General features: G+C 69.4%; 20 protein-coding genes. 10 read left to right on the forward strand and 10 right to left on the reverse strand.

What is annotated here, in order from left to right:
• Positions 1 to 67: 67 nt before the first annotated feature.
• Positions 68 to 664, forward strand: a complete 597-nt coding sequence (locus NR798_RS23095) for a Uma2 family endonuclease (RefSeq protein ID WP_375773646.1) — start codon at positions 68 to 70, stop codon at positions 662 to 664.
• Here the strand turns inward: NR798_RS23095 and glgB are convergent.
• From glgB to NR798_RS23115, 4 genes are read right to left on the reverse strand one after another with little or no spacing between them, the layout of a single operon-like run.
• The gene (glgB, locus tag NR798_RS23100) at positions 651 to 2,852 is read right to left on the reverse strand and encodes a 1,4-alpha-glucan branching protein GlgB (RefSeq protein WP_375773647.1); all 2,202 of its coding nucleotides are present in this window, start codon (positions 2,850 to 2,852) and stop codon (positions 651 to 653) included. The genes NR798_RS23095 and glgB overlap by 14 nt on opposite strands.
• Positions 2,849 to 4,186 carry a phosphotransferase gene (locus NR798_RS23105; protein ID WP_375773648.1) on the reverse strand — a complete coding sequence of 446 codons (1,338 nt, stop codon included), beginning with the start codon at positions 4,184 to 4,186 and terminating at the stop codon, positions 2,849 to 2,851. The genes glgB and NR798_RS23105 overlap by 4 nt, the downstream gene beginning before the upstream one ends.
• Positions 4,183 to 5,844, reverse strand: coding sequence for a maltose alpha-D-glucosyltransferase (gene treS / locus NR798_RS23110; protein ID WP_375773649.1), 1,662 nt, complete (start codon positions 5,842 to 5,844; stop codon positions 4,183 to 4,185). The genes NR798_RS23105 and treS overlap by 4 nt, the downstream gene beginning before the upstream one ends.
• Positions 5,845 to 5,859: 15 nt before the next feature.
• Complete coding sequence (locus NR798_RS23115; RefSeq protein ID WP_375773650.1) at positions 5,860 to 7,860, reverse strand: alpha-1,4-glucan--maltose-1-phosphate maltosyltransferase; 2,001 nt, start codon at positions 7,858 to 7,860, stop codon at positions 5,860 to 5,862.
• Between the two features lie 323 nt (positions 7,861 to 8,183).
• Here NR798_RS23115 and NR798_RS23120 point away from each other — a divergent pair, with 323 nt between their 5' ends.
• Positions 8,184 to 8,450: a hypothetical protein gene (locus NR798_RS23120; RefSeq protein WP_375773651.1), complete on the forward strand. Its 267-nt coding sequence runs from the start codon at positions 8,184 to 8,186 to the stop codon at positions 8,448 to 8,450.
• Positions 8,451 to 8,963: 513 nt separating this feature from the next.
• Here the strand turns inward: NR798_RS23120 and NR798_RS23125 are convergent.
• Positions 8,964 to 9,155: a hypothetical protein gene (locus NR798_RS23125; protein WP_047857644.1), complete on the reverse strand. Its 192-nt coding sequence runs from the start codon at positions 9,153 to 9,155 to the stop codon at positions 8,964 to 8,966.
• A gap of 214 nt (positions 9,156 to 9,369) precedes the next feature.
• Here NR798_RS23125 and NR798_RS23130 point away from each other — a divergent pair, with 214 nt between their 5' ends.
• Positions 9,370 to 9,645, forward strand: coding sequence for a hypothetical protein (locus tag NR798_RS23130; RefSeq protein WP_043410121.1), 276 nt, complete (start codon positions 9,370 to 9,372; stop codon positions 9,643 to 9,645).
• Between the two features lie 67 nt (positions 9,646 to 9,712).
• On the forward strand, positions 9,713 to 10,462 hold the full coding sequence (locus NR798_RS23135; RefSeq protein WP_375773652.1) for a PHP-associated domain-containing protein: 750 nt from the start codon (positions 9,713 to 9,715) through the stop codon (positions 10,460 to 10,462).
• 65 nt (positions 10,463 to 10,527) lie between these two features.
• Here NR798_RS23135 and NR798_RS23140 read toward each other — a convergent pair whose 3' ends face one another.
• The 4 genes from NR798_RS23140 to NR798_RS23155 all read right to left on the reverse strand — a co-directional run bounded on the left by NR798_RS23140 (position 10,528) and on the right by NR798_RS23155 (position 13,765).
• The gene (locus NR798_RS23140) at positions 10,528 to 11,268 is read right to left on the reverse strand and encodes a hypothetical protein (RefSeq protein WP_375773653.1); all 741 of its coding nucleotides are present in this window, start codon (positions 11,266 to 11,268) and stop codon (positions 10,528 to 10,530) included.
• A 13-nt stretch (positions 11,269 to 11,281) separates the two neighbouring features.
• Positions 11,282 to 11,881, reverse strand: coding sequence for a hypothetical protein (locus NR798_RS23145; protein WP_375773654.1), 600 nt, complete (start codon positions 11,879 to 11,881; stop codon positions 11,282 to 11,284).
• A gap of 293 nt (positions 11,882 to 12,174) precedes the next feature.
• Positions 12,175 to 12,522 carry an FmdB family zinc ribbon protein gene (locus tag NR798_RS23150; RefSeq protein ID WP_375773655.1) on the reverse strand — a complete coding sequence of 116 codons (348 nt, stop codon included), beginning with the start codon at positions 12,520 to 12,522 and terminating at the stop codon, positions 12,175 to 12,177.
• Positions 12,523 to 12,544: 22 nt separating this feature from the next.
• Positions 12,545 to 13,765, reverse strand: coding sequence for a hypothetical protein (locus NR798_RS23155; protein WP_375773656.1), 1,221 nt, complete (start codon positions 13,763 to 13,765; stop codon positions 12,545 to 12,547).
• 229 nt (positions 13,766 to 13,994) lie between these two features.
• Here NR798_RS23155 and NR798_RS23160 point away from each other — a divergent pair, with 229 nt between their 5' ends.
• Positions 13,995 to 14,438, forward strand: coding sequence for a Fur family transcriptional regulator (locus NR798_RS23160; protein WP_375773810.1), 444 nt, complete (start codon positions 13,995 to 13,997; stop codon positions 14,436 to 14,438).
• Positions 14,435 to 14,947, forward strand: a complete 513-nt coding sequence (locus NR798_RS23165) for a TlpA family protein disulfide reductase (protein ID WP_375773657.1) — start codon at positions 14,435 to 14,437, stop codon at positions 14,945 to 14,947. Before NR798_RS23160 ends, NR798_RS23165 begins: the two co-directional genes overlap by 4 nt.
• A gap of 9 nt (positions 14,948 to 14,956) precedes the next feature.
• On the opposite strand, the gene NR798_RS23170 is transcribed toward NR798_RS23165, so the two are convergent.
• On the reverse strand, positions 14,957 to 16,702 hold the full coding sequence (locus tag NR798_RS23170; RefSeq protein WP_375773658.1) for a hypothetical protein: 1,746 nt from the start codon (positions 16,700 to 16,702) through the stop codon (positions 14,957 to 14,959).
• A 241-nt stretch (positions 16,703 to 16,943) separates the two neighbouring features.
• On the opposite strand from NR798_RS23170, the gene NR798_RS23175 reads away from it, so the two are divergent.
• From NR798_RS23175 to NR798_RS23190, 4 genes are all read left to right on the forward strand, one after another.
• Positions 16,944 to 17,219: a septum formation initiator family protein gene (locus NR798_RS23175; RefSeq protein ID WP_267537180.1), complete on the forward strand. Its 276-nt coding sequence runs from the start codon at positions 16,944 to 16,946 to the stop codon at positions 17,217 to 17,219.
• Positions 17,220 to 17,221: 2 nt separating this feature from the next.
• Positions 17,222 to 19,390, forward strand: a complete 2,169-nt coding sequence (locus tag NR798_RS23180) for a diguanylate cyclase (RefSeq protein ID WP_375773659.1) — start codon at positions 17,222 to 17,224, stop codon at positions 19,388 to 19,390.
• 40 nt (positions 19,391 to 19,430) lie between these two features.
• Positions 19,431 to 20,240 (forward strand): class I SAM-dependent methyltransferase, encoded by an 810-nt coding sequence (locus tag NR798_RS23185; protein WP_375773660.1) that lies wholly within the window; start codon positions 19,431 to 19,433, stop codon positions 20,238 to 20,240.
• A gap of 203 nt (positions 20,241 to 20,443) precedes the next feature.
• Positions 20,444 to 20,854 (forward strand): YybH family protein, encoded by a 411-nt coding sequence (locus NR798_RS23190; protein WP_375773661.1) that lies wholly within the window; start codon positions 20,444 to 20,446, stop codon positions 20,852 to 20,854.
• The last annotated feature ends 27 nt before the right edge of the window (positions 20,855 to 20,881 follow it).

The following is a 20,881-nucleotide window of genomic DNA, read 5'->3' on the forward strand; positions in this document are numbered from 1 at the left end:
TCTGATGTCACCCCCTGCGGTATGATGGGAGAAGTCTGGCGGGAGCGCCAGCGGGAGGAGGAGCAACATGGGTCGGGGAAAGCGTCCAGCCACCTACGAGGACATCGAGGCCCTGCCGATAGGGTGGGTGGGGGAGATCATCGACGACGAGCTGTGGGCCTTTCCACGGCCGGCGGCGTGGCACTCGCGGGCGGCTTCGAGGCTCATCATGCTGCTGAGGGACTTCGACGTCGAGCAGGGCGGGCCGGGGGGCTGGTGGCTCCTGGTCGAACCGGAGCTGCACTTTGGCAAGCAGGTGTTGGTGCCGGACCTCGCGGGCTGGCGGCGGGAGCGGGCGCCCGGGCTGCTGGAGCGGAATGAGCCCTTCTTCGACGTGGCGCCCGACTGGGTGTGCGAGGTGCTGTCGCCCTCCACGGCCGCGTTGGACCGGGGGCGCAAGCTGGAGGTCTATCACCAGCAGGGCGTGAGCCACGCCTGGCTGCTGGACCCGCGAGCCCACACCCTGGAGGTGTACCGTCGGGGGAGGAAGGGCTGGCGGCTCGCCGCCCGTCACGGGGGCGAGGAGGTGGTCCGCGCCGAGCCCTTCGACGCGGAGCCCCTCGAGCTGGGGCTCCTCTGGGTCTCGAAGTCCACCCCGGCCCCTGGAGCGCCTACCCCGGGGTGAACCACACCACGGACAGCGGGGGCAGCGTCAGCGAGGCCGAGGCCTCCTGCCCGTCCCACCCGTGCGGCTCGGTGTGGATGCGGCCCATGTTGCCGATGCCGGAGCCGCCGTAGTCGCTGGCGTCCGTGTTCAACAGCTCCACGTAGCTGCCGTGCCGGGGGAAGCCGACGCGGTAGCCCTCGCGAGGCACGGGCGACAGGTTGGCGATGCACACCACGTGGCCTCCCGGCTGGCGCGAGCGCCGCACGAAGGCGAACACGTTGGCCGCCGCCGCGTCCGGTTGCAGCCACTGGAAGCCGAACGGCTCGCTGTCCGCGTCGTACAGCGCCGGGTGGCTCCGGTAGAGCTTGTTCAAGTCCGTCATCATCGCGTGGAGGCCCGCGTGGCCCGCGTCCCCCAGCAGGTGCCAGTCCAGGCTCCGATCGTTGTTCCACTCGGCGGGCTGGCCGAACTCGCCGCCCATGAAGAGCAGCTTCTTGCCCGGGTGCGCCCACATCCACGCCAGCAGGGCCCGGAGGTTGGCGCGCTTCTGCCACGCGTCGCCCGGCATCTTCCCGTACAGCGAGCCCTTGCCGTGCACCACCTCGTCATGGCTCAGCGGCAGCATGAAGTGCTCGCTGAAGGCGTACAGCAGGCCGAAGGTGAGCTGGTTGTGGTGGTGCTGACGGTAGATGGGATCCTTCGAGTAGTACGTCAGCGTGTCGTGCATCCAGCCCATGTTCCACTTGAAGTGGAAGCCGAGCCCGCCCTCCTGGGTGGGCTGGCTCACCTTGGGCCACGCGGTGGACTCCTCGGCGATCATCACCGCGCCGGGGAACTTGCGGCGCACGGTGTCGTTGAGCTCGCGCAGGAAGGAGATGGCCTCCTCGTTCTCGCGGCCGCCCCAGCGGTTGGGCACCCACTCGCCCTGCTTGCGGCTGTAGTCGAGGTACAGCATGGAGGCCACCGCGTCCACGCGCAGGCCATCGATGTGGTACTCGTCGAGCCAGAAGAGCGCGTTGGCGATGAGGAAGTTGCGCACCTCGTTGCGGCCGAAGTTGAAGACGTAGGTGCCCCAGTCCGGCTGCGTGCCCTGGCGGGGATCCGCGTGCTCGTAGAGGGCGGTGCCGTCGAACTGGCCCAGCGCGTGCGCGTCCCGGGGAAAGTGCCCGGGCACCCAGTCCAGGAGCACGCCAATGCCCTGCTCGTGCAGGTAGTTGACGAGGTAGCGGAAGTCATCCGGGTGGCCGAAGCGCGCGGTGGGGGCGTAGTAGTTGCCCACCTGGTAGCCCCAGGAGCCGCCGAAGGGGTGCTCCGACACGGGCATCAGCTCCACGTGGGTGAAGCCCGTCTTCTTCACGTAGTCGGCGAGCGCGGTGGCCATCTCCCGGTAGGAGAGGGAGCGATCGCCGTCCTCCACCACGCGGCGCCACGAGGCCAGGTGCACCTCGTAGACGCTCCACGGCTCGTGGTCCACGTTCTTCCCGCGGCGCGCCTCCATCCACTTGTCGTCCGTCCACTGGAAGTGGTTCAGGTCGTGCACCACCGAGGCCGTGGCCGGAGGCACCTCGGTGCGGAAGGCGTACGGGTCGGACTTCAGCAGGCGCGCTCCGCCGTGGCCCGGGCGGATCTCGAACTTGTAGCGCGTGCCCTCGGCGACCTCGGGGATGAACAGCTCCCAGATGCCCGAGGCGCCCATGCGCCGCATGGCGTGCAGCCGGCCATCCCAGCTGTTGAAGTCACCCACCACGGACACGCCCGCGGCCGTGGGCGCCCAGACGGCGAAGGCCACGCCGCTGATGCCGCTGTGGTGGATGGGGTGGGCCCCCATGCGCTTCCAGATGTCCTCGTGGCGGCCCTCGCCCAGCAGGTGCAGATCGATGTCCCCCAGCGTGGGCAGGAAGCTGTACGGATCGCGCAGCGTGAACTTCTTGTTGCCGGGGTACTCGACCTCCAGCAGGTAGTTGAAGTGCTCCGTCTTGCCGTTGATCCGCGCCTCGTAGACGCCGCCCAGCCGGTGCGTCATGGGGACGCGGCCGCCGAACTCCGGCAGCACGTGGAGGGCGACCGCATCCGGGCGGTAGGCCCGCACCACCATGGCGTCCCCATCCGGGTGGATGCCCAGCACGCGGTGCGGCTCGGGGTGTCTCAGCTCCACCACCTGCTGCAGCTCCGCATCCACCTGCTGCCGATCCATCGGCTTCTTCACTTGCGAACCTCCATCTTCATGAGCGCCTGGACGGGGATGCGCACCCAGTCCGGCCGGTTCTGCAACTCGTAACGCACTTCGTAGAGCATCTTCTCCAGCTCGAAGGCGTCAAGCATCGATTTGAAGGACGCATCGTCCTTGGGCAGGAAGGCCGCCCCTCGCGTGGCGGCGCCGTAGCCCTCGAGGAAGGCCTGGCGCGCGGGTTTCACGCGATCGCCGGCGGCCTGGCCCTCCAGCCCCACGGTCGCCTCCGCGTAGTCGAAGGAGCGCAACATTCCCGCCACATCCCGCAGGGCCGAGTACTTCTCCCGCCGCTGGGCGAAGCTGCGTCCCGGCTCGCCCTCGAAGTCGAAGAGGAGCCAGTCGCCGTCCGCCCGGAGCACTTGTCCGAGGTGCAGATCTCCGTGAATGCGGATTTTCTGCCCCGAGGGGGGAAGGTGGGCGAGCTGGGTGGCGTGGCCGATGAGGGCCTCGCGGCGGTTCTCCAGCTCGGGGAACTGGCGGGAGGCCTCGTTGAGGGTGACGCCCATCTCTCCGACGATGGAGGCGCTCCAGCGCTGCATGTCCTCGGTGAGGAGGGGCTCCGGGGAGAAGGCGGGATCGTCGGTGCTGGAGCCGAGCGCGTGGTGCAGCTCGCCCAGCCGCTGGCCCAGTCCGCGCAGCTCTGCGAGGAAGGCGTCCGTCAGCCGGGGCCCCTTGCGGAAGTGGCCCAGGGTGTAGAGCCAGCCGTCGGTGACGTTGGGGATGTAGCGGTGGACGACGGCGAGGGTGGCGCCCGCGGGACCCTCGGACTGGAGCGCGCCCAGGAGGGTGGGGGTGGCGCGGAAGGACGTCTTCGTGGCCAGGTAGCGGCCCACCTCGTACTCGGGGTTGAGGCCGGCCTCCAGCTTGCGGATGACCTTGAAGATGACCTTCTCGGCGACCACCACCGAGGTGTTGCTCTGCTCCACCTGCAGCCGGCGCACGGGCAGGGGCGAGGGCAGGGCCATCAACCCCTCGGGAGTGTCCAGCCACTCGCCGGTCAGCCTGCCCGAGGCGCTCTGGACGACGCGCTTCTCGCGGATGAGGTTGAAGAGGGCGCGCAGCACCTCCACGTCGTCGAGCGCGTCCTGGACGCCCTCGCCCTTGCTCTCCACGGGCAGCAGGTAGCGGTCCGGGTGGCCCAGCTCGTAGGTGACCTCCACCACGGCGAGGGTGAAGTCGCGCCCGCCGGGCAGCTCCACGCGGGCGTGGTCCACCACGGCCACGGCCTTGATGGGCCAGGCCTTGCCGGCGAACCAGCGCTGGTTGCGGAGGTAGTCCGGCAGTTTGGTCAGGTCGATGGGGGTGGTCACGGCATTCCTCTCCCGGGCGCGAGCTTCTCGAGGCGGAACCACAGGAACATGTAGGGGCCGAGCGTGAGCTGGTACGGCATGCCGGAGATGCGTGGGAAGGGCGTCTCGCCGATGAGCTCCACGGGCACCTGGCCCTCCCACTCGCGCATGTCGAGCACGGCGGGCTGGGCGAAGCGCGAGAGGTTGCAGATGATGAGGATCGTCTGTCCCTCGTACTCGCGGGTGAAGGCGATCACCTTGCGGTTGTCGGGGTTGACCCAGCGCAGCTTGCCCATGGCGAAGGCGGGGTAGCGCTGGCGCACGCGCAGCAGCCGCTTCATCCAGTTGAGCATGGACGAGCGGGTGCGCTCCTGGGCCTCCACGTTGATGGACTGATAGCCGTAGACGGGGTCCGCGATGATGGGGGCGTACAGGCGCGCGTAGTCGGCCCGGGAGAAGCCCGCGTTGCGGTCGCTCGTCCACTGCATGGGGGTGCGCACGCCGTTGCGATCGCCCAGGTAGATGTTGTCCCCCATGCCGATCTCATCCCCGTAGTACATGACGGGGGTGCCGGGCAGGGTGAACAGCAGGCTGTGCATCAGCTCGATCCGCCGCCGGCCGTTGTCCATGAGCGGAGCGAGCCGGCGCCGGATGCCGAGGTTGATGCGCATGCGCGGATCGGTGGCGTACTCCCGGTACATGTAGTCCCGGTCTTCGTCCGTGACCATCTCGAGCGTCAGCTCGTCGTGGTTGCGCAGGAAGATGGCCCACTGGCAGTTGTCGGGGATGTCCGGGGTCTGCTGGAGGATTTCGACGATGGGCGTGCGGTCCTCGCGGCGCACCGCCATGAAGAGGCGGGGCATCACGGGGAAGTGGAAGCCCATGTGGAACTCGTCGCCATCGCCGAAGTAGACGCGCACGTCGGCGGGCCACTGGTTGGCCTCGGCGAGCAGCATCTTGTCCCCGCCGTACTCGGCGTCGAGCGTCTTGCGCAGCTTCTTGAGGAAGGCGTGCGTCTCCGGGAGGTTCTCGCAGTTGGTGCCCTCGCGCTCGAAGAGGTAGGGCACGGCGTCGCAGCGGAAGCCGTCCACGCCCATGTTCAGCCAGAAGCGCATGACGTCCAGCATGGCTTCCTGGACCTCGGGGTTGTCGTAGTTGAGGTCCGGCTGGTGGCTGAAGAAGCGGTGCCAGAAGTACTGCTTGGCCACCGGATCCCACGTCCAGTTGGAGCGCTCGGTGTCGGTGAAGATGATGCGGGTGCCCCGGTACTTCTCGTCCGTGTCGCTCCAGACGTAGAAGTCGCGCTTGGGGCTCTTGGGATCCCTGCGGGACTCCTGGAACCAGGCGTGCTGATCGCTGGTGTGGTTGACGACGAGCTCGCTGATGACGCGGATGTCGCGCTTGTGGGCCTCGTCCACCAGGCGCTGGAAGTCCGCGAGCGTGCCGTAGTCCGGGTGCACCGCGTAGAAGTCCGCGATGTCGTAGCCGTCGTCCTTCAGGGGCGAAGGGTAGTGGGGCAGGATCCACAGGCAGGTGACGCCCAGGTCCTGCAGGTACGGGAGCTTCTCGATGAGGCCTGGGATGTCCCCGTGCCCATCCGCGTTCGAGTCATAGAACGCGCGGATGTGCAGTTCGTAGATGACTGCCTTCTTGTACCAGAGCGGATCCGTCCGGGTCATAAGGTGGGTGGGGTCTCATTCGTAGTAGTCGAACGCCTGTTCGCTGCGGCGGAAGCGGTACACGGCCCAGATGGCCGCGGGCTGCTCGGGGGTGAGACGCACGTGGGCGGTGGGCCCCTGCCACAGGCTCCGCTCGTCCGTCATCAGCTCGTGGACCTGGTACGTCTCGTCCGGTGGGATGCCCAGCTCCTGCAGGGGCACGTGCAGCACGGACTCCTGGGCGTGGTACGGATCGAAGCTCACCGCCACGAGCACCTGGCTGGAGCCGTCCGGGGTGCGCTTCAGGTAGAACATCACCTGCTCGTTGTCGGACGGGTGGAAGCGCAGGTTGGAGTAGAGCTGGAAGGCGCGGTGCTCGCGGCGGATGGCGTTGAGCCGGGAGATGTAGCCGCGGATGTTGCCGGGCCGGTCCAGATCCCAGGCCTTGAGCTCGTACTTCTCCGAGTCGAGGTACTCCTCCTTGCCCGGCTTGACGGGAGTGCCCTCACACAGCTCGTAGCCGCAGTACATGCCCCAGGTGCTGGAGAGCGTGGCGGCCATGGCGGCGCGCAGGCGGAAGCCACCGGGCCCGCTGCGCTGGAGGAACTCGGGGAGGATGTCCGGCGTGTTGGGCCAGAGGTTGCCGCGCATGAAGTCGGCCACGGGCGGCGAGGTGAGCTCCGTGAGGTACTCCTCCATCTCCTGCTTGAAGTTGCGCCAGGTGAAGTAGGTGTACGACTGCTGGAAGCCGAGCTTGGCCAGGGCCTTCATGACCTTGGGGCGGGTGAAGGCCTCGGAGAGGAAGACGACGTCGGGCCGGACGGAGTGGACCTCGCGGATGAGCCAGGCCCAGAAGGGCAGGGGCTTGGTGTGCGGGTTGTCCACGCGGAAGATGCGCACGCCCTGCTCCACCCAGTGCATGATCACCGACTTGAGCTCGGGCCAGAGCGTGGCGCGTCCGGGGCCCATCCAGTCGAAGTTGACGATGTCCTCGTAGCGCTTGGGCGGGTTCTCGGCCGTCTTGATGGTGCCGTCGGGCCGGTGGAGGAACCACTCCGGGTGCTCCTTCACGTAGGGGTGGTCCGGCGAGCACTGGTAGGCGATGTCGAGGGCGATCTCGATGCCCAGGGTGTTGGCCGCCTGGACGAAGCGCCGGAAGTCCTCGAGCGTGCCGAGCTTCGGGTGCACGGCCTTGTGACCGCCCTCGGCGGCGCCGATGGCCCAGGGGCTGCCCACGTCCTCGGGGCCCGCGGTGAGGCTGTTGTTCTTGCCCTTGCGCGCCGTGCGGCCGATGGGGTGGATCGGCGGCAGGTAGATGACGTCGAAGCCCAGCGACTGCACGTAGGGGAGCCACTTCTCGGCGTCCTTGAAGGTGCCGTGCGTGCGGCCGTCGCGGGGCGTGGAGCGCGGGAAGAACTCGTACCAGGAGCTGAACTGCGCACGCTCGCGGTCCACGAAGACCTCGAGCACACGGTCGTACCGGGTGGCGAGGGAGCGGTCCACGTACTTGGAGGCCGTCAGGGTGAGGCCCGGATCCATGGCCGCGGCGATGGCGTTGGGGCTCATGCCCTTGTCGAAGAGGGCCGCGGCCTCGGTGAGGCGTTTGGCCTCCTCGGGGCTGCTGGCCTTCTGGGCGCGCTCGGCGTGGCCGCGGAGCATGGCGGCGCCCTCGAGCAACTCGCTGCGCACGTCGCGGCCCACGTCCACCTTGCGTTTGATCTCGGAGACCCAGGTGGCGAAGAGGTCTGGCCAGGCCTCGACGGTGAACTCGTAGCGGCCGTTGCGGGCCAGGGGGAACTCGGCCTCCCACAGGTCATTGCCCTTGGCGAGCATGGGCACCTCGGCCCACTCGGTCACCTGCTCCTTGGGAGCGGCTTGCCTCCAGCGCACCACGGCCACCAGGACGTCGTGACCCTCCTTGAAGATGTCGGCCTTGACCGTGAGGGACTCGCCCTCGACGCGCTTCACGGGCCACCGTCCGGCGTCCAGCTGCGGGCGGACGTTCTCGATGACCGTGCTTCCGATTCTTTCGCTCATAAATGCAGGTGGCCTCTATAGGTCCCCGCGCCGCGCTGCTCCGGCGCTATTTTTCACCACGCGTTGATTCAGGACGCTCCTGGCGTCCGGCCCGTTGGCCCGTCAACGTTAGGAATGGCGCCGCACGGTGCACACCGGCCGGCATGGGCCGCTCCCCTGTCCGGCGCTCAGGGCGAGCGGGCAGACGGGGCAGGGCGGTGAGAACAGGCGAGTGCTCGGCCGCACGCTGGCTGGTTTGACGGGCTGGCGGGTCCCGGTTCAGCCTCTGGCTTCTTCAGCACTCAGAGGACCTGGGAGCGCCGATGCACTGGAGAGCGATGCTGATGGCAGGTCTCCTCGTGAGCCCCTCATGGGGACTGGCCGATGAGCCGAAGGAGGATCGGCCGGAGGGTGGCCCCATCGAGATGACGAACGTCTTCGAGTGTCTGAAGGCCTGTAATGCGAGCATCGAGGAGGCCGAGGACTTCTGCCGGAACCTCCCGGACGACAACAAGAAGAGAAAGGCTTTGTGCTGGTCGGCGATCTACGCGGGGAAGGCCGCGTGCCAGGTGTTCTGCCGCGCCGAGTTCGGACCGCCCATCCGGCACTAGGAATCCTGCCTGGGTGGCACTCCTGCCCTGGGCGTGACGTCGGAGTGCTCCTCGAAGAACCTCCGCACGAGCGTCATGGCATTCATGAGCGCATCAACGGGGCCGACTCCCATGACGCACTTGATGCCGGGGAGATAGCCCTCAATGGAGAGCGGGCAGTACCAGGCTCTATCTGCTTCACCTGGAAGTGGCTGCGGTCGACCGACGACGATCCGGGAGACCTTGGTCTCTCCCTCTTTCGTCGTGTGGGACCAGTGATCCTCGGCGATGGGATCATCAATCGTGGTGAGTCGAGGGCGCCAGTCTTGAGTGCTCATCGCGATGGATGGTGCTCGGGAATCGCCCGGGCGGCAGGGGAGGGGGCCATACCCGCGGACGGGTCGCCACCGGCTCCCGAGAGCCAGCCACGGTGCGCGATGAGGGGATAGCAAGGACGTCCCTGGCGAGCTGCGCGCTCAGGGTTCCTGGGTGCCACTCGAGGCCCTGACGGGCCCGTGACGGCTGCCGCGACGCCTACGGCTGCGACTTGTGCTTGTAGAACAGCACCAGCGTGTAGCAGTGGAACTCGTTGTCGCTCGACTGGGCCACCACCCGGTCGACGATCTCCAGATCCGAGTTGCTCCTGATCCAGCGGGTGACGTTCTCACCCAGCTCCTCACGCTCCTTCGCCTTCGTCGCGGAGAACACCTTCACGCCCGTGAACATCGCCTTCCACTCCTTGCGCTGTGTTTTGTACTGGTACTCAGTGTGAGGAAGGTTATCGCGCGCTCTTCGCAGGTGTCAAAAAAGCTTACCTGTAGGCGCCCCGCCCGGCCCGGGGCTTCCCGCCCGGGGGGACGTGCCTAGATTCCCTGGGTCGCTGGATCTGGAAGCCCGGGGGACGGGCCCTCGGCAAGGGGTTGGGCGAAGGGGGATGGCCGTGGACGTCAAGACGAAGAAGGACCTGGCGGTGGACTTCATCAATGAGATCCGGACCATGGATCCCGCCGCGCTCAACGCGCTGATCGTCAAGGAAGCAGGCGAGGACCTGGCCCAGTTCTTCCTCAACTACAGCGCCAACCTCATCTCCAAGGACCCCTCCCGGGTGCTGGAGAACACCTCCTCGCTCATGCTGATGGGCTACCTCATCCGCACCCACGAGGAGAAGAACGGCCAGTCCAAGCCGACGGGCCTCCAGGGCTACGCTTTCGCCTGATTTCGGGCGGGGCCGGGTGCGCCGAGACTCGACAGCTCCCACGGGAGCCTGCTAGGGACCGGCGCCCATGCTCATCGATCTGCACGCGCATTCCTACCTGTCCAAAGGTTGCGCCCTGGAGCCGCGCGCGGTCCTGGATCGCGCCGCGCTGTTCGGTCTGGACGGCGTGGCCTTCACCGAGACCAACACCCAGGACGGCTGTGACGAGCTGTTCGAGATCGGCGCGAAGTCCAAGGTGAAGGTCTTCGTGGGCCTCGAGCTCATCACCGACCGGGGCCAGTACCTGTGCTTCTTCCCGAAGCCGGAGCGCGCCCCCGAGCCGGTGCAGATGTGGGGCAGCAACCGCGAGAAGCCCTGGAGCGCCGCCGAGTGTCTTCCCAAGGTGCGCTCGCTGGGCGCCGCCATCGTGGCCGCCCGGCCGTATGACCGGGACTCGCCCAACCCCGCCATGGACTACGTCCGCACGCTGGGCGGGGTGCTGTGCGCCGTGGAGGGGTACAACGCCCGCGTGAAGCAGACGTCCAACGACCTCGCCGTGGAGGCCGCCGAGACGCTCAAGCTGCCGTGCACCGGCGGCAGTGACGCCCGGGGCTCCCTGGACGAGGTGGGCTATGGCGCCACCTTCTTCAAGAAGCCCGTGCAGACGCAGGAGCAGCTCGTGGCCGCGCTGCTGGCCGGGGACTTCTACCCCGTCATGGCCGGCGAGCTGCCCCGGCTCACCCGCCCGGGCGAGGCCCAGGCCTCCCGTAGCGGTGGCAAGCGCCGCGGGGGTGGGGGCGGCGGTGGCGGGGGGGGTGGGCGCCGTCGTCGCGGCTGACCCTCACCCCAACCCTCTCCCAGGGGGAGAGGGGGTTTTGCACGGGCAGCGAGCCCGCTGGGCGTCTACTTGGCCGTGGCGGGCGTGCCCTCGTCCACCCGGGTGACCAGACCGTCGGTGATGAACACCCGGCGCTTCTCTCCCGGGTAGATCCACTCCTGGTGCACCTGGGTCCCGTCCAGCGTGCGCCGGATGCGCTCCGGCGGACCCCAGGACATCTGCACCGCCGCCTCCGGCATGTACTCGAGGACCTTCTTCTGCCGGATGGCCTCCTGGAAGCGCGGCTGGAACTTCGCCAGCTTCGGCGCCAGCTCATGCTCCGCCAGGTGCCGATCCAGCTCGGCCCGCACGTCCTCGTTCGTCTTGAGCTGCGGCGGCATCACGAGGATGACGGGCGGCCCCGCCGGCACCCCCTCCACGTCCAGGTACACCCAGGGCTGCGTGCGCGGGGAGTACAGCACCCGCTCGGCCATCACCCAGGCGGTGGGGAACTCCACCTTCAGCACGCGCACCTTCGTGCCCGCGGGCGCCATGGCCTGCACCGCGCCGGGGTTGATGGGGTTGCCCCGGGTGTCGTTGAGCAGCCGCACCTCCTCGGGCGGGTAGGGCGTCAGCAGCCGCTTCGACGCGTCCCCGAAGAACGGGGTGACGTAGCTGGAGGCCTGCAGGTAGCGCACCGCGGACGGGCCGGTGGTCAGGTCGTGCTGGAGCTTCGACCGATCCTCCGCGCTGAGCGGCGTCTGGCTGGCGCAGCCGGTGGCGAGCACCGCGGGCACGAGGACGAGCAGGGCGAGCAGTCGTTTCATGAGTCGGTCTCCGTCAGAAGTTGAAGGCGAAGGCGCGGGTGGTGATGTGCGGGGCGTCGCGGCCGCCCGAGACGTCCGCCACCTGCACCGCCCGCTGGCGCGTGACCTCGACGATGCGCGGCCCGCCCGCCTTGGCCAGGGCGTCGATGCCCTGGATGACGTGCGAGACGAGCAGCGCGGCGCCTCCCAGGCCCCAGAACCAGCCGCCCACGGCCCACCGCAGCACGCTGCTGACCACGATGATCGCCACGTCCACCACGAGGAACAGCAGGAAGCCGTCCGTGTCCCTCACCAGCAGGTGGCCCGTGCCGAAGCCGATGAACAGCCCCAGCACCAGCGCGAGGATCTGCCGCACCTCGCCACTCACGGCGCCTCCGCCCCGGCCTCCGCCCTCCTGGCGCAGGGGCGAGTCGAGGCCGAAGCGCAGGGCGGACGTGACCCCCAGGGGGGATGTCTCGGAGTGTTGGAAGTGGGCCGCCAGTTGTACCCCGTCCAGGAGGGCGTGGCGGCCCTCCATGGCGGCGGCGAGGGAGACCGTCGGATCGGCGGCGGAGGCCGGCTCCAGAGCGGGGGACGTGGCCAGCAACGACGCGAGCAGCAGGGAAACGAGCATCGGACGCACCTCGGCGTGGAAACGCGGGAGGGCGCCTTCCTTAGCTCAGCGGGGGCTCGGCGTCAGCGATGCGTTGTCACGAGCGCGCCGCTGCTCGCTGCAGCCCTTCAGCGGCGGACAGATGGGTCCACGGCCATCGGGGTCCGGCACCAGCAGGAAACGGCCCAGGCCACGTGCGTCGGTCAGCTCCGGATGGCCACAGAGCACGCAACGGCGGGGGGGACGCTTGGAGGGAGGAAATGGCACGGGGCCACTCTCCCTCCGGTCCGCCACCCACGCGACTTTTCAGCCGCTCAGCTCTTGCCGCCCGCGGCCGCCGCCGGGGCGCTCGGGGTGCTGCTGGCGCTGGAGGCGCTCGACCCCGAGTCCGACGAGCCGCTGGTGCTCGAGGCGCTGCTGGTGCTCGACGTGCTGCTGGAGGAGGACGGGCTACTGGAACCGCTCCCGTCCTTCTTGGTGGAGCTGTAGAGGTCCGAATACCAGCCACCGCCCTTGAGGACGAAGCTGGAGCGGCTGACGACCTTGCTCAGCGAGTTCTGGGCTCCACATGCGGAGCAGGTCTCGGGCGTCGGGTCGCTCACCTTCTGCAGGACATCGATCGTCTTCTCACAGGACTTACAGGCGTACTCGTAGATGGGCATGGCTTGGCCTCTTCACTGAAAACTAAGGCGTGGAATGAGGGGAGTTGTCCGAGCCCCGCTTGCGCAGGCCCTCGGCCACTCCCAGGCGCTCGAGCGCACGGAGCACGAGCTCGGACGGGGCGCCGTGCTTGCGGGCCACCACGTCCGCGAGCTCGGAGAGCGTCTTGGCCTCCGAAAGCTCGTCGCGCACCAGCACTTCGAGCTCCCGGCGGAGCATGTCCGTGAAACGCTTCTTGATTCCCAGGTCCACCAGGTACTTCTCCCTCCCCAGCAGATCCAACCGCTGGGTGAGGTTGCGCGCGGTGAGGGCCTCGCGGCGGAAGCGCTCGCGCACCTCCTCGACCTCCCGGGACAGGCCGGCCTTGGCCTCGAGCTGACGCAGCTCGGACGGACTGAGGCCCAGCGCCCAGCCGACGCGGCCGGAGGCACCGCGGTGCTCGGTGAAGGCGCTGAGGATGGCCGTACGCTCGCGGTTCTCCATGGCCTCCATCAACCCGTGAGCCCTCAGCACTCCTTCCAACTCCATCAGCGTCAGCTCCCCCCGGCTGCCGTTGTATTGCGCGGCCAGGGAGTTGAGCAGTGCGAAGCGGTTGTCGTGCGAGCCCAGCGCCGCCTCCAGCAGCTCCTTGCCCGAGGCGCGCGTCAGCTCCTGGTAGCTCGTCTTGGGAGCCTCCAGGCGGGTGAAGCGGCCGCGGGGCTTGGGCAGATCCTTCTTGAGGAAGCTGGAGGCCTCCTCGCCCTCGTCGAACTCGGGCGGGAGCGCGTCGGCGGCGGTGCGCTTGCGGGGGGCGATCCGCGACTGGACCGTCTCGCCGCGGGACTTGGGCGCCAGCTCCGGCTTCGCGGGTACGGGGGCCGGGACGCCCGCTCGCGGGGCGGGCGTGGCGAAGGTGGGGACCTCGGGGGAGGGGGGAGGGGCGGGCGGGCGCTTCTCCTCGTGCACCCGGGCCAGCTCCTGCACCACGTCGTAGAAACCGCACCCCTGCCGCGTCGCGGCGAGCGTGGGGGCCGTGCCCTTGAGCACGTCCACCACGGCGAAGGGTCCGAGCGGCGTCGCCGCCGGCTCGGTGTCGGTCAAGGTACGTACCCGGAAGTCATCGGCCTCGGACAGCAGGGCGAGTGCTTCACGGACCTCGGTGGGGGTGGCGGGCGCCTTGGCTCGCCTGCAGTAGTCGGAGACCGCTACTGCCACCGGGGTGGGCACGTCATCGGGTTGCCGCTGTCTCTGCCAGTAACTGTTCATGTAAAGGTGCGGAAAAATGCTCGTTTACGAGGCCGGGTGGCTCTATCTTCGCTGGCAGACGGGTGTCAATGAATCCGACGGGCCCCAATCTAAACAGCCAGAAGACGATGCAAGTCGGTGTCACACCCGGGCGGGGTGCCATGGGCCCCGGACGTTCGGCCGGTGGACATTCGATGGGACGAGGGGCCATCCCCATGGCTCGGGAGGCAGGCGGGCCGTGAATCAGGACATGGACGAGGTGCTCCAGCGGTACATGGCGCAGCATGGGCTGAAGAGCACGCGCCAGCGAAGCCTCATCATCGACACCTTCTTCTCCACGGGCGGCCACCTGTCCGTGGAGGAGCTGTGGAACAAGGTGCGCCAGCAGGACACCCGGGTGTCGGTGGCCACGGTGTACCGGACCATGAAGCTGCTCAACGAGTGCGGCCTGGCCCACGCGCGCAACTTCGGCGACGGGCAGACGCGCTACGAGGCCGCCGCCGGCCGCCACCACCATGATCACCTCATCTGCACCCACTGCGGCACCATCGTCGAGTTCGAGGACGACCGCATCGAGCAGATGCAGGACGCGGTGGCGCGCAAGCACGGCTTCACGGTGACGTCGCACAAGATGGAGCTGTACGGGCTGTGCCGGAACTGCCAGCGGAGTGGCGTGGCCAAGAGCGAGGCATGAGGCGCACGGCGCTGGCGGTGGGGTGCGCCCTGGTGCTGGCGCTGGCCGGGTGCCGCACGGTGCCCGAGCGGGAGCCCGGGCCCTCGCCCTACCTGCGGGCGCTGGCGCTGCCCTCGGTGGGGCCCACGCCCCTGGACTGGAACCGGCTGCCCGGGCGCGTGGTGCTGGTGTCCTTCTTCGCCACCTGGTGCTTCACCTGCCTGACGGATCTGCCCACGCTGGAGGCCCTCCAGAAGGAGCATGGCCCCCAGGGCTTCCAGGTGGTGCTGGTGGGCCTGGACCTGGACGGGACGAAGACGCTGGAGCCCTTCGCCCACCAGTACGCCTTCGGCTTCCCGGTGCTGGTGTCCGATGAGCCCATGCAGAAGGGGCGCAGCGCCTTCGGGCTCATTCCCTCGCTGCCCTGCACCTTCCTGCTGGACAAGGAGGGCGAGGTGGCCGGTGCGTGGCAGGGCGTGGCCAACCACGCCGACGTATCGCGGGCGGTGGAGAAGCTCCTGCGGCGCTGAACGGCGCCCTCAGTCCACCCGTTCCCCCAGCTTCTGCTCGTACCACGCGGAGGGCTGGAGCAGCTGGAGATGGGTGCCCTCGGGCGTCACCTCCACGCCCAGCGGGAGCTGCTTCACCTTCACCAGCAGCACGGCCTGGGTGGCCGGGCCGGTGAGCTCCACCTTGCCTCGCAGCTCGAACCCCTCGCCCTGGAGGCGGAGCTTGTCCACCTTCACGCCGCCGCTTCCCAGCGACACCGAGCCGGAGAGCTCCAGGTTCCGGGCCTCCAGCAGGGGAGAGAGCACCTGGGGCAGGCCCGTCTTGTCGGTGAGCAGGGCGATGAAGGGGGCCGCGTTGGTGAAGCTGCCGGCGAAGCGCCCCTCGAGGACGGCGGGGGACAGCCGAAGGGTGGCTTCCGGGAAGGACAGGGTGCCCTCCCAGCCGTGCACCTGGGGCTTGTCGCCCTTCTGGACGGAGGCGTTGCGCAGCAGCAGCCGGCTGCCCGCGAACGTCACCGTGTCGCGGCGCAACGCCAGCTTCCGCGCGTCCACGTCCAGGACGAGCCGAGCGCCCAGCCGCGTGGCGCCCCAACGGGCCCGGATGTCGTCCGTGCTCAACTCCAGGGCCGCCGTCCCCCGGCCCTTCGCCGCATCGGCCTGGCTCGTGGCCACCAGGCTCGCCTGGCCGGAGTCCACCTGGATGGCCGGGGCCAGCCACTCGTTGAGCACCCGCAGATCCAACGGATTGCTCGCCGCCACGTGCAGCGCCGCGTGGACGTCGCGCGGCGGCTCACCCAGGCGCGGGGCCGGCGCTTTCAGGGAGACCGTCACCTCCGAGGTCTCCAGCAGCTGCCCGTTCTTCCCCTCCACCTTCACGGGGCCCAGGACGAGCCGGAGCCCGGCGCGTGACGGACCGTCCTCCTTCGCGCGCACCTCTCCGTGGACCCGCCAGGGCGTTCGCACGCGCACCAGTCCCAGGGGAACGAGGATGGGCTTTCCCGAGCCCTCCAGCCGGCTGTCCGGGGCGAGCCGGCCCTCCTCCAGCCGGAGATCCACTTCCAGGCGCCCCGCGCCTCCCTCCAGCGAGGCCTCGGCGATCTGCGGCACCCACCGCTGCAACGTGGTGAGCGAGGGCAGGGTGGTGGCCACCTGGAGCCGTCCTCCCAATGCGCTGGCGACGTCCAGCCTTCCCTGGGCATCGCGCCTCGCGTCGAAGCCGAAGTCCGCCGTCCCTCCCTCGACGTGGGCCAGCAGGTTCTTCTCGTAGGTCAGCTCGCCCTCTCCGATCCGCACCCGCGCCTCGCTCACGATGAGCCGATGCCCCGGCACCAGCGCCAGCTCGCCGGTGGCGTCCGTGACACCCGTGAGCCGGAGGGGGCCCACCGCCAGCTCGCGCACCCCGTGGACCCGCACGCCCTTCAGCTGCAGCTCCCAGGGAGGGGGCTCTCCCGGGCCTTCCGGTCGCCGTGCCGCCGGATCGCCGGGTTGGAGCCGGAAGCTCAGGCCCTCGACGCTCACCTGCTCGGCCCGCACCTTCAACCGGAGCAGGGCCAGCGGGGACAGGTCCAGCTCGGCCGACTCCATCGCCAGCTCCCAGTGGCCGCCATCCGCCTCCTCGTTCCGAATCCTCAGCCCCCGGACCTGGATGGAGTCGGGCCACACGCTCCAGGCCCGGCCCCACTCCACCTTCAGACTCCGGGAGGAGCGGTTGATCAGCGTCTCCAGCAGGCCGGTGGCGAGCAGGCCGTTGAGGAGAAGCTCCAGGACGGCGAACACCCCGAGCCCCCAGAGGAGCGGACGGCGCCACCGTGCCAGACGTCGGGAGGCGGGCGGTGGGGTGGGGGAAAGGGGGGGCATCCGGCTCCTTCGAGAGAGGGCTCCATGGTGGCAGGAGGCGTGCCACCGGATGCCGGTCGCGTGGCGCGACTGTCCTCCGTGAGAAAGAGGGGCAGCTCGCTACAGGCCTGGAGCGGATTTCTTGCCGGAGAGGTCGCCACTGGTACCTTCCGGCGCACTCATGACGGTGCGGCGAAAGCTCCTCGGTGTGGCGGCGTGTGTGGCCGCGGTCCTCACGCTGGTGTCAGCGGTGGACGCGAAGGGCTTCCGCCGCTACCTGCGTCTGCGCCAGGACGTCGAGGCCATCCAGGAGCGCAACCGCGTCCTGTCCGAGCAGAACGCCACCCTTCTTCGCGAGATCAACGCACTGCGCAATGATCCCGCGGCCCTCGAGCGCGCCGCGCGCGAGGAGCTCGGTTACGTCAAGCCGGGCGAGCTCGTCTTCCATCTGGAGTAATCGTGTCCGCGCTTTCGGCCATCCCTCCAGTCTCCAAGCTCTTCCACTCGCTGGTCCGGGCCGTGCCCGCCGCGGGCGTGCTGTCCGCCTTCATCCACCTGGCGCGGGGCGGCTTCCGCGGCCTGCACACGCTGGGCTGGACCGAGGCCTCCCTCGTCCTCTTCCTGCTCGCCGGCCTGGCGGTGATGGGCTGGCGGCGCTTCACCCGCGGCGCCGTGGGCGCTCCGCTCTACCTCCGGGATGACCTGGAGCTGGGGGCGGTGCTCATCGCCTCGGCCTTCATCGTGGTGGCCATCGCCGGGGGAGAGATCTTCCCCCTCATCTACCTGGTCATGGCCTTCCTGGTGGCCTTCCTGCCGCGCAACGCGGGCCTGGCGCTGCTCGGCGTGGCGCTTGCCTTCGACGCGCTCGTCACCCTGCAGGGCCCCGAGCGCAGCGTCCCCGCCTTCCTCACCCACGCGGCCTTCCTCGCGCTCTTCGCCGGCCTGTACCACTTGGTCCTCTCCGCCCGCATCGCCGCCGCCCGCCGCGCGGAGAACGCCGCCGTGGAGAAGCGGATCAAAGAGGTCGAGGAGCGCGCCCGCACCTTCCGGCTCGTCAGCTCCGGCTCCCACGACAACCCGCCCGACGTGAAGGACGAGGAGAAGTGGCTGCTCGCCTCGGTGAAGGAGATCGAGGGCGCGGTGGGCGCCGCGCTGGAGATCGCCGAGACGGCCCTGCACACGCACACCTGCGCCGCCTTCCTGCTGGCGTCGGACGACAAGGGGCTGAAGCTGTACGACTGCCGCAGCGCCTCGGACCGGGTGCAGCGCGAGCGCTTCAACGCGGGCGAGGGCATGCTGGGCGGGGTGCTCAAGCGCCGCGCCCCGGTGCGGATGCACTCGGCCCACGGGCTCAAGGGCATCACCTGGTACGACGGGAGCGCGCCCACGCTGGGGGCCGTGCTGGCCGTGCCCATCATCGAGGCGGCCAGCGGCCTGGTGCGCGGCGTGCTGGTGGCGGACCGGGTGACGCACAACCCCTTCTCGGACGATGACGAGAAGCTGCTGACGACGATCGCCTCCGAGGTGCTGCGCTCCATCGAGGTGGAGCGGGTGATGTCGTACATCCGCAAGACGCGTGACGAGAAGGACCGGTTCTTCCGGGCCATCGAGGAGCTCAACCGCGCGGGCAGCCCGGATCAGGTGTTCCTGGCGGTGCTGGAGAGCGCGCGGCAGCTGGCGGGGCTGGACTTCTGCGCGGTCACCATCGTGAGCGAGCAGGAGGGCAAGCGGGCCCACAAGGTGGCGCGGATGCTGGGCGTCACGGCGCAGGGGAGCAAGGCGCTCGAGGGCCGCACCTTCCCGGACAACAACGGGCTGGTGGCCAACGTGGTGCGCTATGGGGCGCCGCTGCCCGGGCGCGACATCAAGTCCATGGACCGGCAGGTCATCTTCGACGAGGACACGCAGCTGCGGGGCCTCGCCGCGCTGAAGATCTTCCCGCTCACCGCGGGCGACCGGATTCTGGGCACGCTGGTGGCGGGCTCGCGCCGCAAGGCCGCGCTGGACCATGACGTGCTGCGGATGCTGGAGGTCATCGCCATCCAGGCGGCGCAGGCGGTGCTGCGCGCCCAGCTGTACGAGGCCATGGAGCGGATGGCCACGACGGACGGCATGACGGGCCTGTACAACAACCGCACCTTCCAGGCGAAGGCGGACGAGATGCTGGCGCACTCGCGGCGCTACGGGCGCAAGTGCTCGCTGATGCTCACCGACGTGGACCACTTCAAGAGCGTGAACGACACCTACGGCCACCTGACGGGAGACCAGGTGCTCAAGGGCGTGGCGCGCATCCTCCGCGAGCAGGCGCGGGACACGGACATCGTCGCGCGCTACGGCGGCGAGGAGTTCGCCATCCTGATGCCGGAGACGGACGCGAAGGGCGCGAAGATCATCGCCGAGCGCATCCGCGAGGCCATCAAGGCCGAGGTGTTCCAGACGGAGATGGGCCCGCTGAAGGTGACGCTGTCGCTGGGAATCGCGACGGCGCCGGACCACGGCACGGACAAGCTGGTGCTGGTGGAGCAGGCGGACCAGTGCCTGTACTACGCGAAGCGGCACGGCCGGAACCAGTCGGTGACGGTGGCCGAGGCGCAGGGAGGCCGGAAGCTCCAGGCCGTCGAGGGCTGAACGCTCCCTCTCCCTCTGGGAGAGGGTGGGGGTGAGGGTCTTGAACGAACGCAACCGAGTTCCCCTCGCCGTCACCACGAGCGGCCAGCCGGAGGAGTCCCTGGTGAAGCGGGCCCGCGAGGCCGCGCGCGCCTGGAACCTGCCGTTCGTCCCGAGGCGCAAGAAGGAGCCGCTCGGCGGGATGCTGGAGTCCACGGCGGACGCCTTCATCGTCTTCGAGCGCGAGGGCGTCACGCTGTGGGACCGCGAGGGCTCCTTCGGCTTCAACCCGGGCATGGCGCACCTGCGCCGGCTGCGGATCCTCTCGGGGCAGGTGGGTGGGGATGACGCCCTCGTGCGCGTGGCCGAGCTGCGCGCGGGAGATCACCTCCTGGACTGCACGCTGGGGCTGGGACAGGACGCGCTGGTGGCCGCGCTGGTGGTGGGGCCGGCGGGCAGGGTGGTGGGGTTGGAGAAGAGCCTGGCGCTCTACGCCGTGGTGTCCGAGGGCCTCGCGGCCTACGACTACGGCCCCCAGTCGTGCCGCGTGGAGCCGGTGCACGCCGACTCGCACACCTACCTGCGCTCGCTGCCCTCGGGCTCGTTCGACGTGGTGCTCTTCGATCCGATGTTCGAGAAGCCCAAGAAGTCCCAGCCCGCCTTCGAGATGCTCCGCCGCTTCGCCGAGCACGCCCCCCTCACGCCGGAGACGCTCGAGGAGGCCCGGCGCGTGGCCCGGCGGTGGGTGGTGGTGAAGGGCTCGAAGTACTCGGACGACCTGAAGAAGCTGGGGCTCGAGGCCGAGCCTGGCTCCCGGTACACGTCCATGATCTGGGGACGCATCCGGGCGGCCTCGCCCGGCCAACCGTAGGAGCCCGCAAAAACCTTGCCCCGGGACCCGGAGAATCGTCTCCGAGCCCGGGGCAGGAGCCCTCCAGGGAGAGGGGGAAAACCCTGGCGGCGCACCCATGCATAACCCGCGGGGCACAGGGGCGCATCCCCTTGTCGGGGGAATGTGTGCTTGGGGCGCTGCTTCACGTAGCGTGGCGCGACACTTCGCACCAGGAGCGGAACATGACACCAGAAGAGGAAGTGCTGCTGCGCACCGACCGGGAATTCAACACGGCCACGCAGGCTCGCGGCGGCGAGGGCTGGGCCGCCTACTTCGCTCCTCAGGGCGTCATGCTGCGCTCCACGGGCCACCTCATCGGTCCCGACGCCATCCGCGCCGCCATGACGCCCGTCTTCGCCACTCCCGGCTTCTCCCTCACCTGGGAGCCCAGCCGCGCCGAGCTCTCCGCTGGCGGACGGCTCGGCTACACCACCGGCCGCTACCTGCGCAGGACCCGGGACGCCTCGGGCGGCGTCGTGGAGGCCCGTGGCACGTACATGAACTTCTGGGAGAAGCAGCCGGATGGCTCGTGGAAGGTGGCCGCCGATGCCGGTGATCCGGACGAGGCTCCGCGACCGCCCTCCGCGGGATAGAGGGGAGAGGGGACATCCCCGGGGACA

It is taken from the genome of Archangium gephyra (assembly GCF_042230915.1).
Taxonomy (GTDB): Bacteria; Myxococcota; Myxococcia; order Myxococcales; family Myxococcaceae; genus Archangium; species Archangium gephyra_B.

Excerpts from the sequence above, each read along its gene's own strand:
- NR798_RS23095 (WP_375773646.1), top strand. The coding sequence starts at position 68 with ATGGGTCGGGGAAAGCGTCCAGCCACCTACGAGGACATCGAGGCCCTG.
- treS (WP_375773649.1), bottom strand. The coding sequence starts at position 5,844 with ATGACCCGGACGGATCCGCTCTGGTACAAGAAGGCAGTCATCTACGAA.
- NR798_RS23115 (WP_375773650.1), bottom strand. The coding sequence starts at position 7,860 with ATGAGCGAAAGAATCGGAAGCACGGTCATCGAGAACGTCCGCCCGCAG.
- NR798_RS23120 (WP_375773651.1), top strand. The coding sequence starts at position 8,184 with ATGGCAGGTCTCCTCGTGAGCCCCTCATGGGGACTGGCCGATGAGCCG.
- NR798_RS23125 (WP_047857644.1), bottom strand. The coding sequence starts at position 9,155 with ATGTTCACGGGCGTGAAGGTGTTCTCCGCGACGAAGGCGAAGGAGCGT.
- NR798_RS23135 (WP_375773652.1), top strand. The coding sequence starts at position 9,713 with ATGCTCATCGATCTGCACGCGCATTCCTACCTGTCCAAAGGTTGCGCC.
- NR798_RS23140 (WP_375773653.1), bottom strand. The coding sequence starts at position 11,268 with ATGAAACGACTGCTCGCCCTGCTCGTCCTCGTGCCCGCGGTGCTCGCC.
- NR798_RS23145 (WP_375773654.1), bottom strand. The coding sequence starts at position 11,881 with ATGCTCGTTTCCCTGCTGCTCGCGTCGTTGCTGGCCACGTCCCCCGCT.
- NR798_RS23150 (WP_375773655.1), bottom strand. The coding sequence starts at position 12,522 with ATGCCCATCTACGAGTACGCCTGTAAGTCCTGTGAGAAGACGATCGAT.
- NR798_RS23155 (WP_375773656.1), bottom strand. The coding sequence starts at position 13,765 with ATGAACAGTTACTGGCAGAGACAGCGGCAACCCGATGACGTGCCCACC.
- NR798_RS23160 (WP_375773810.1), top strand. The coding sequence starts at position 13,995 with ATGGACGAGGTGCTCCAGCGGTACATGGCGCAGCATGGGCTGAAGAGC.
- NR798_RS23165 (WP_375773657.1), top strand. The coding sequence starts at position 14,435 with ATGAGGCGCACGGCGCTGGCGGTGGGGTGCGCCCTGGTGCTGGCGCTG.
- NR798_RS23175 (WP_267537180.1), top strand. The coding sequence starts at position 16,944 with ATGACGGTGCGGCGAAAGCTCCTCGGTGTGGCGGCGTGTGTGGCCGCG.
- NR798_RS23190 (WP_375773661.1), top strand. The coding sequence starts at position 20,444 with ATGACACCAGAAGAGGAAGTGCTGCTGCGCACCGACCGGGAATTCAAC.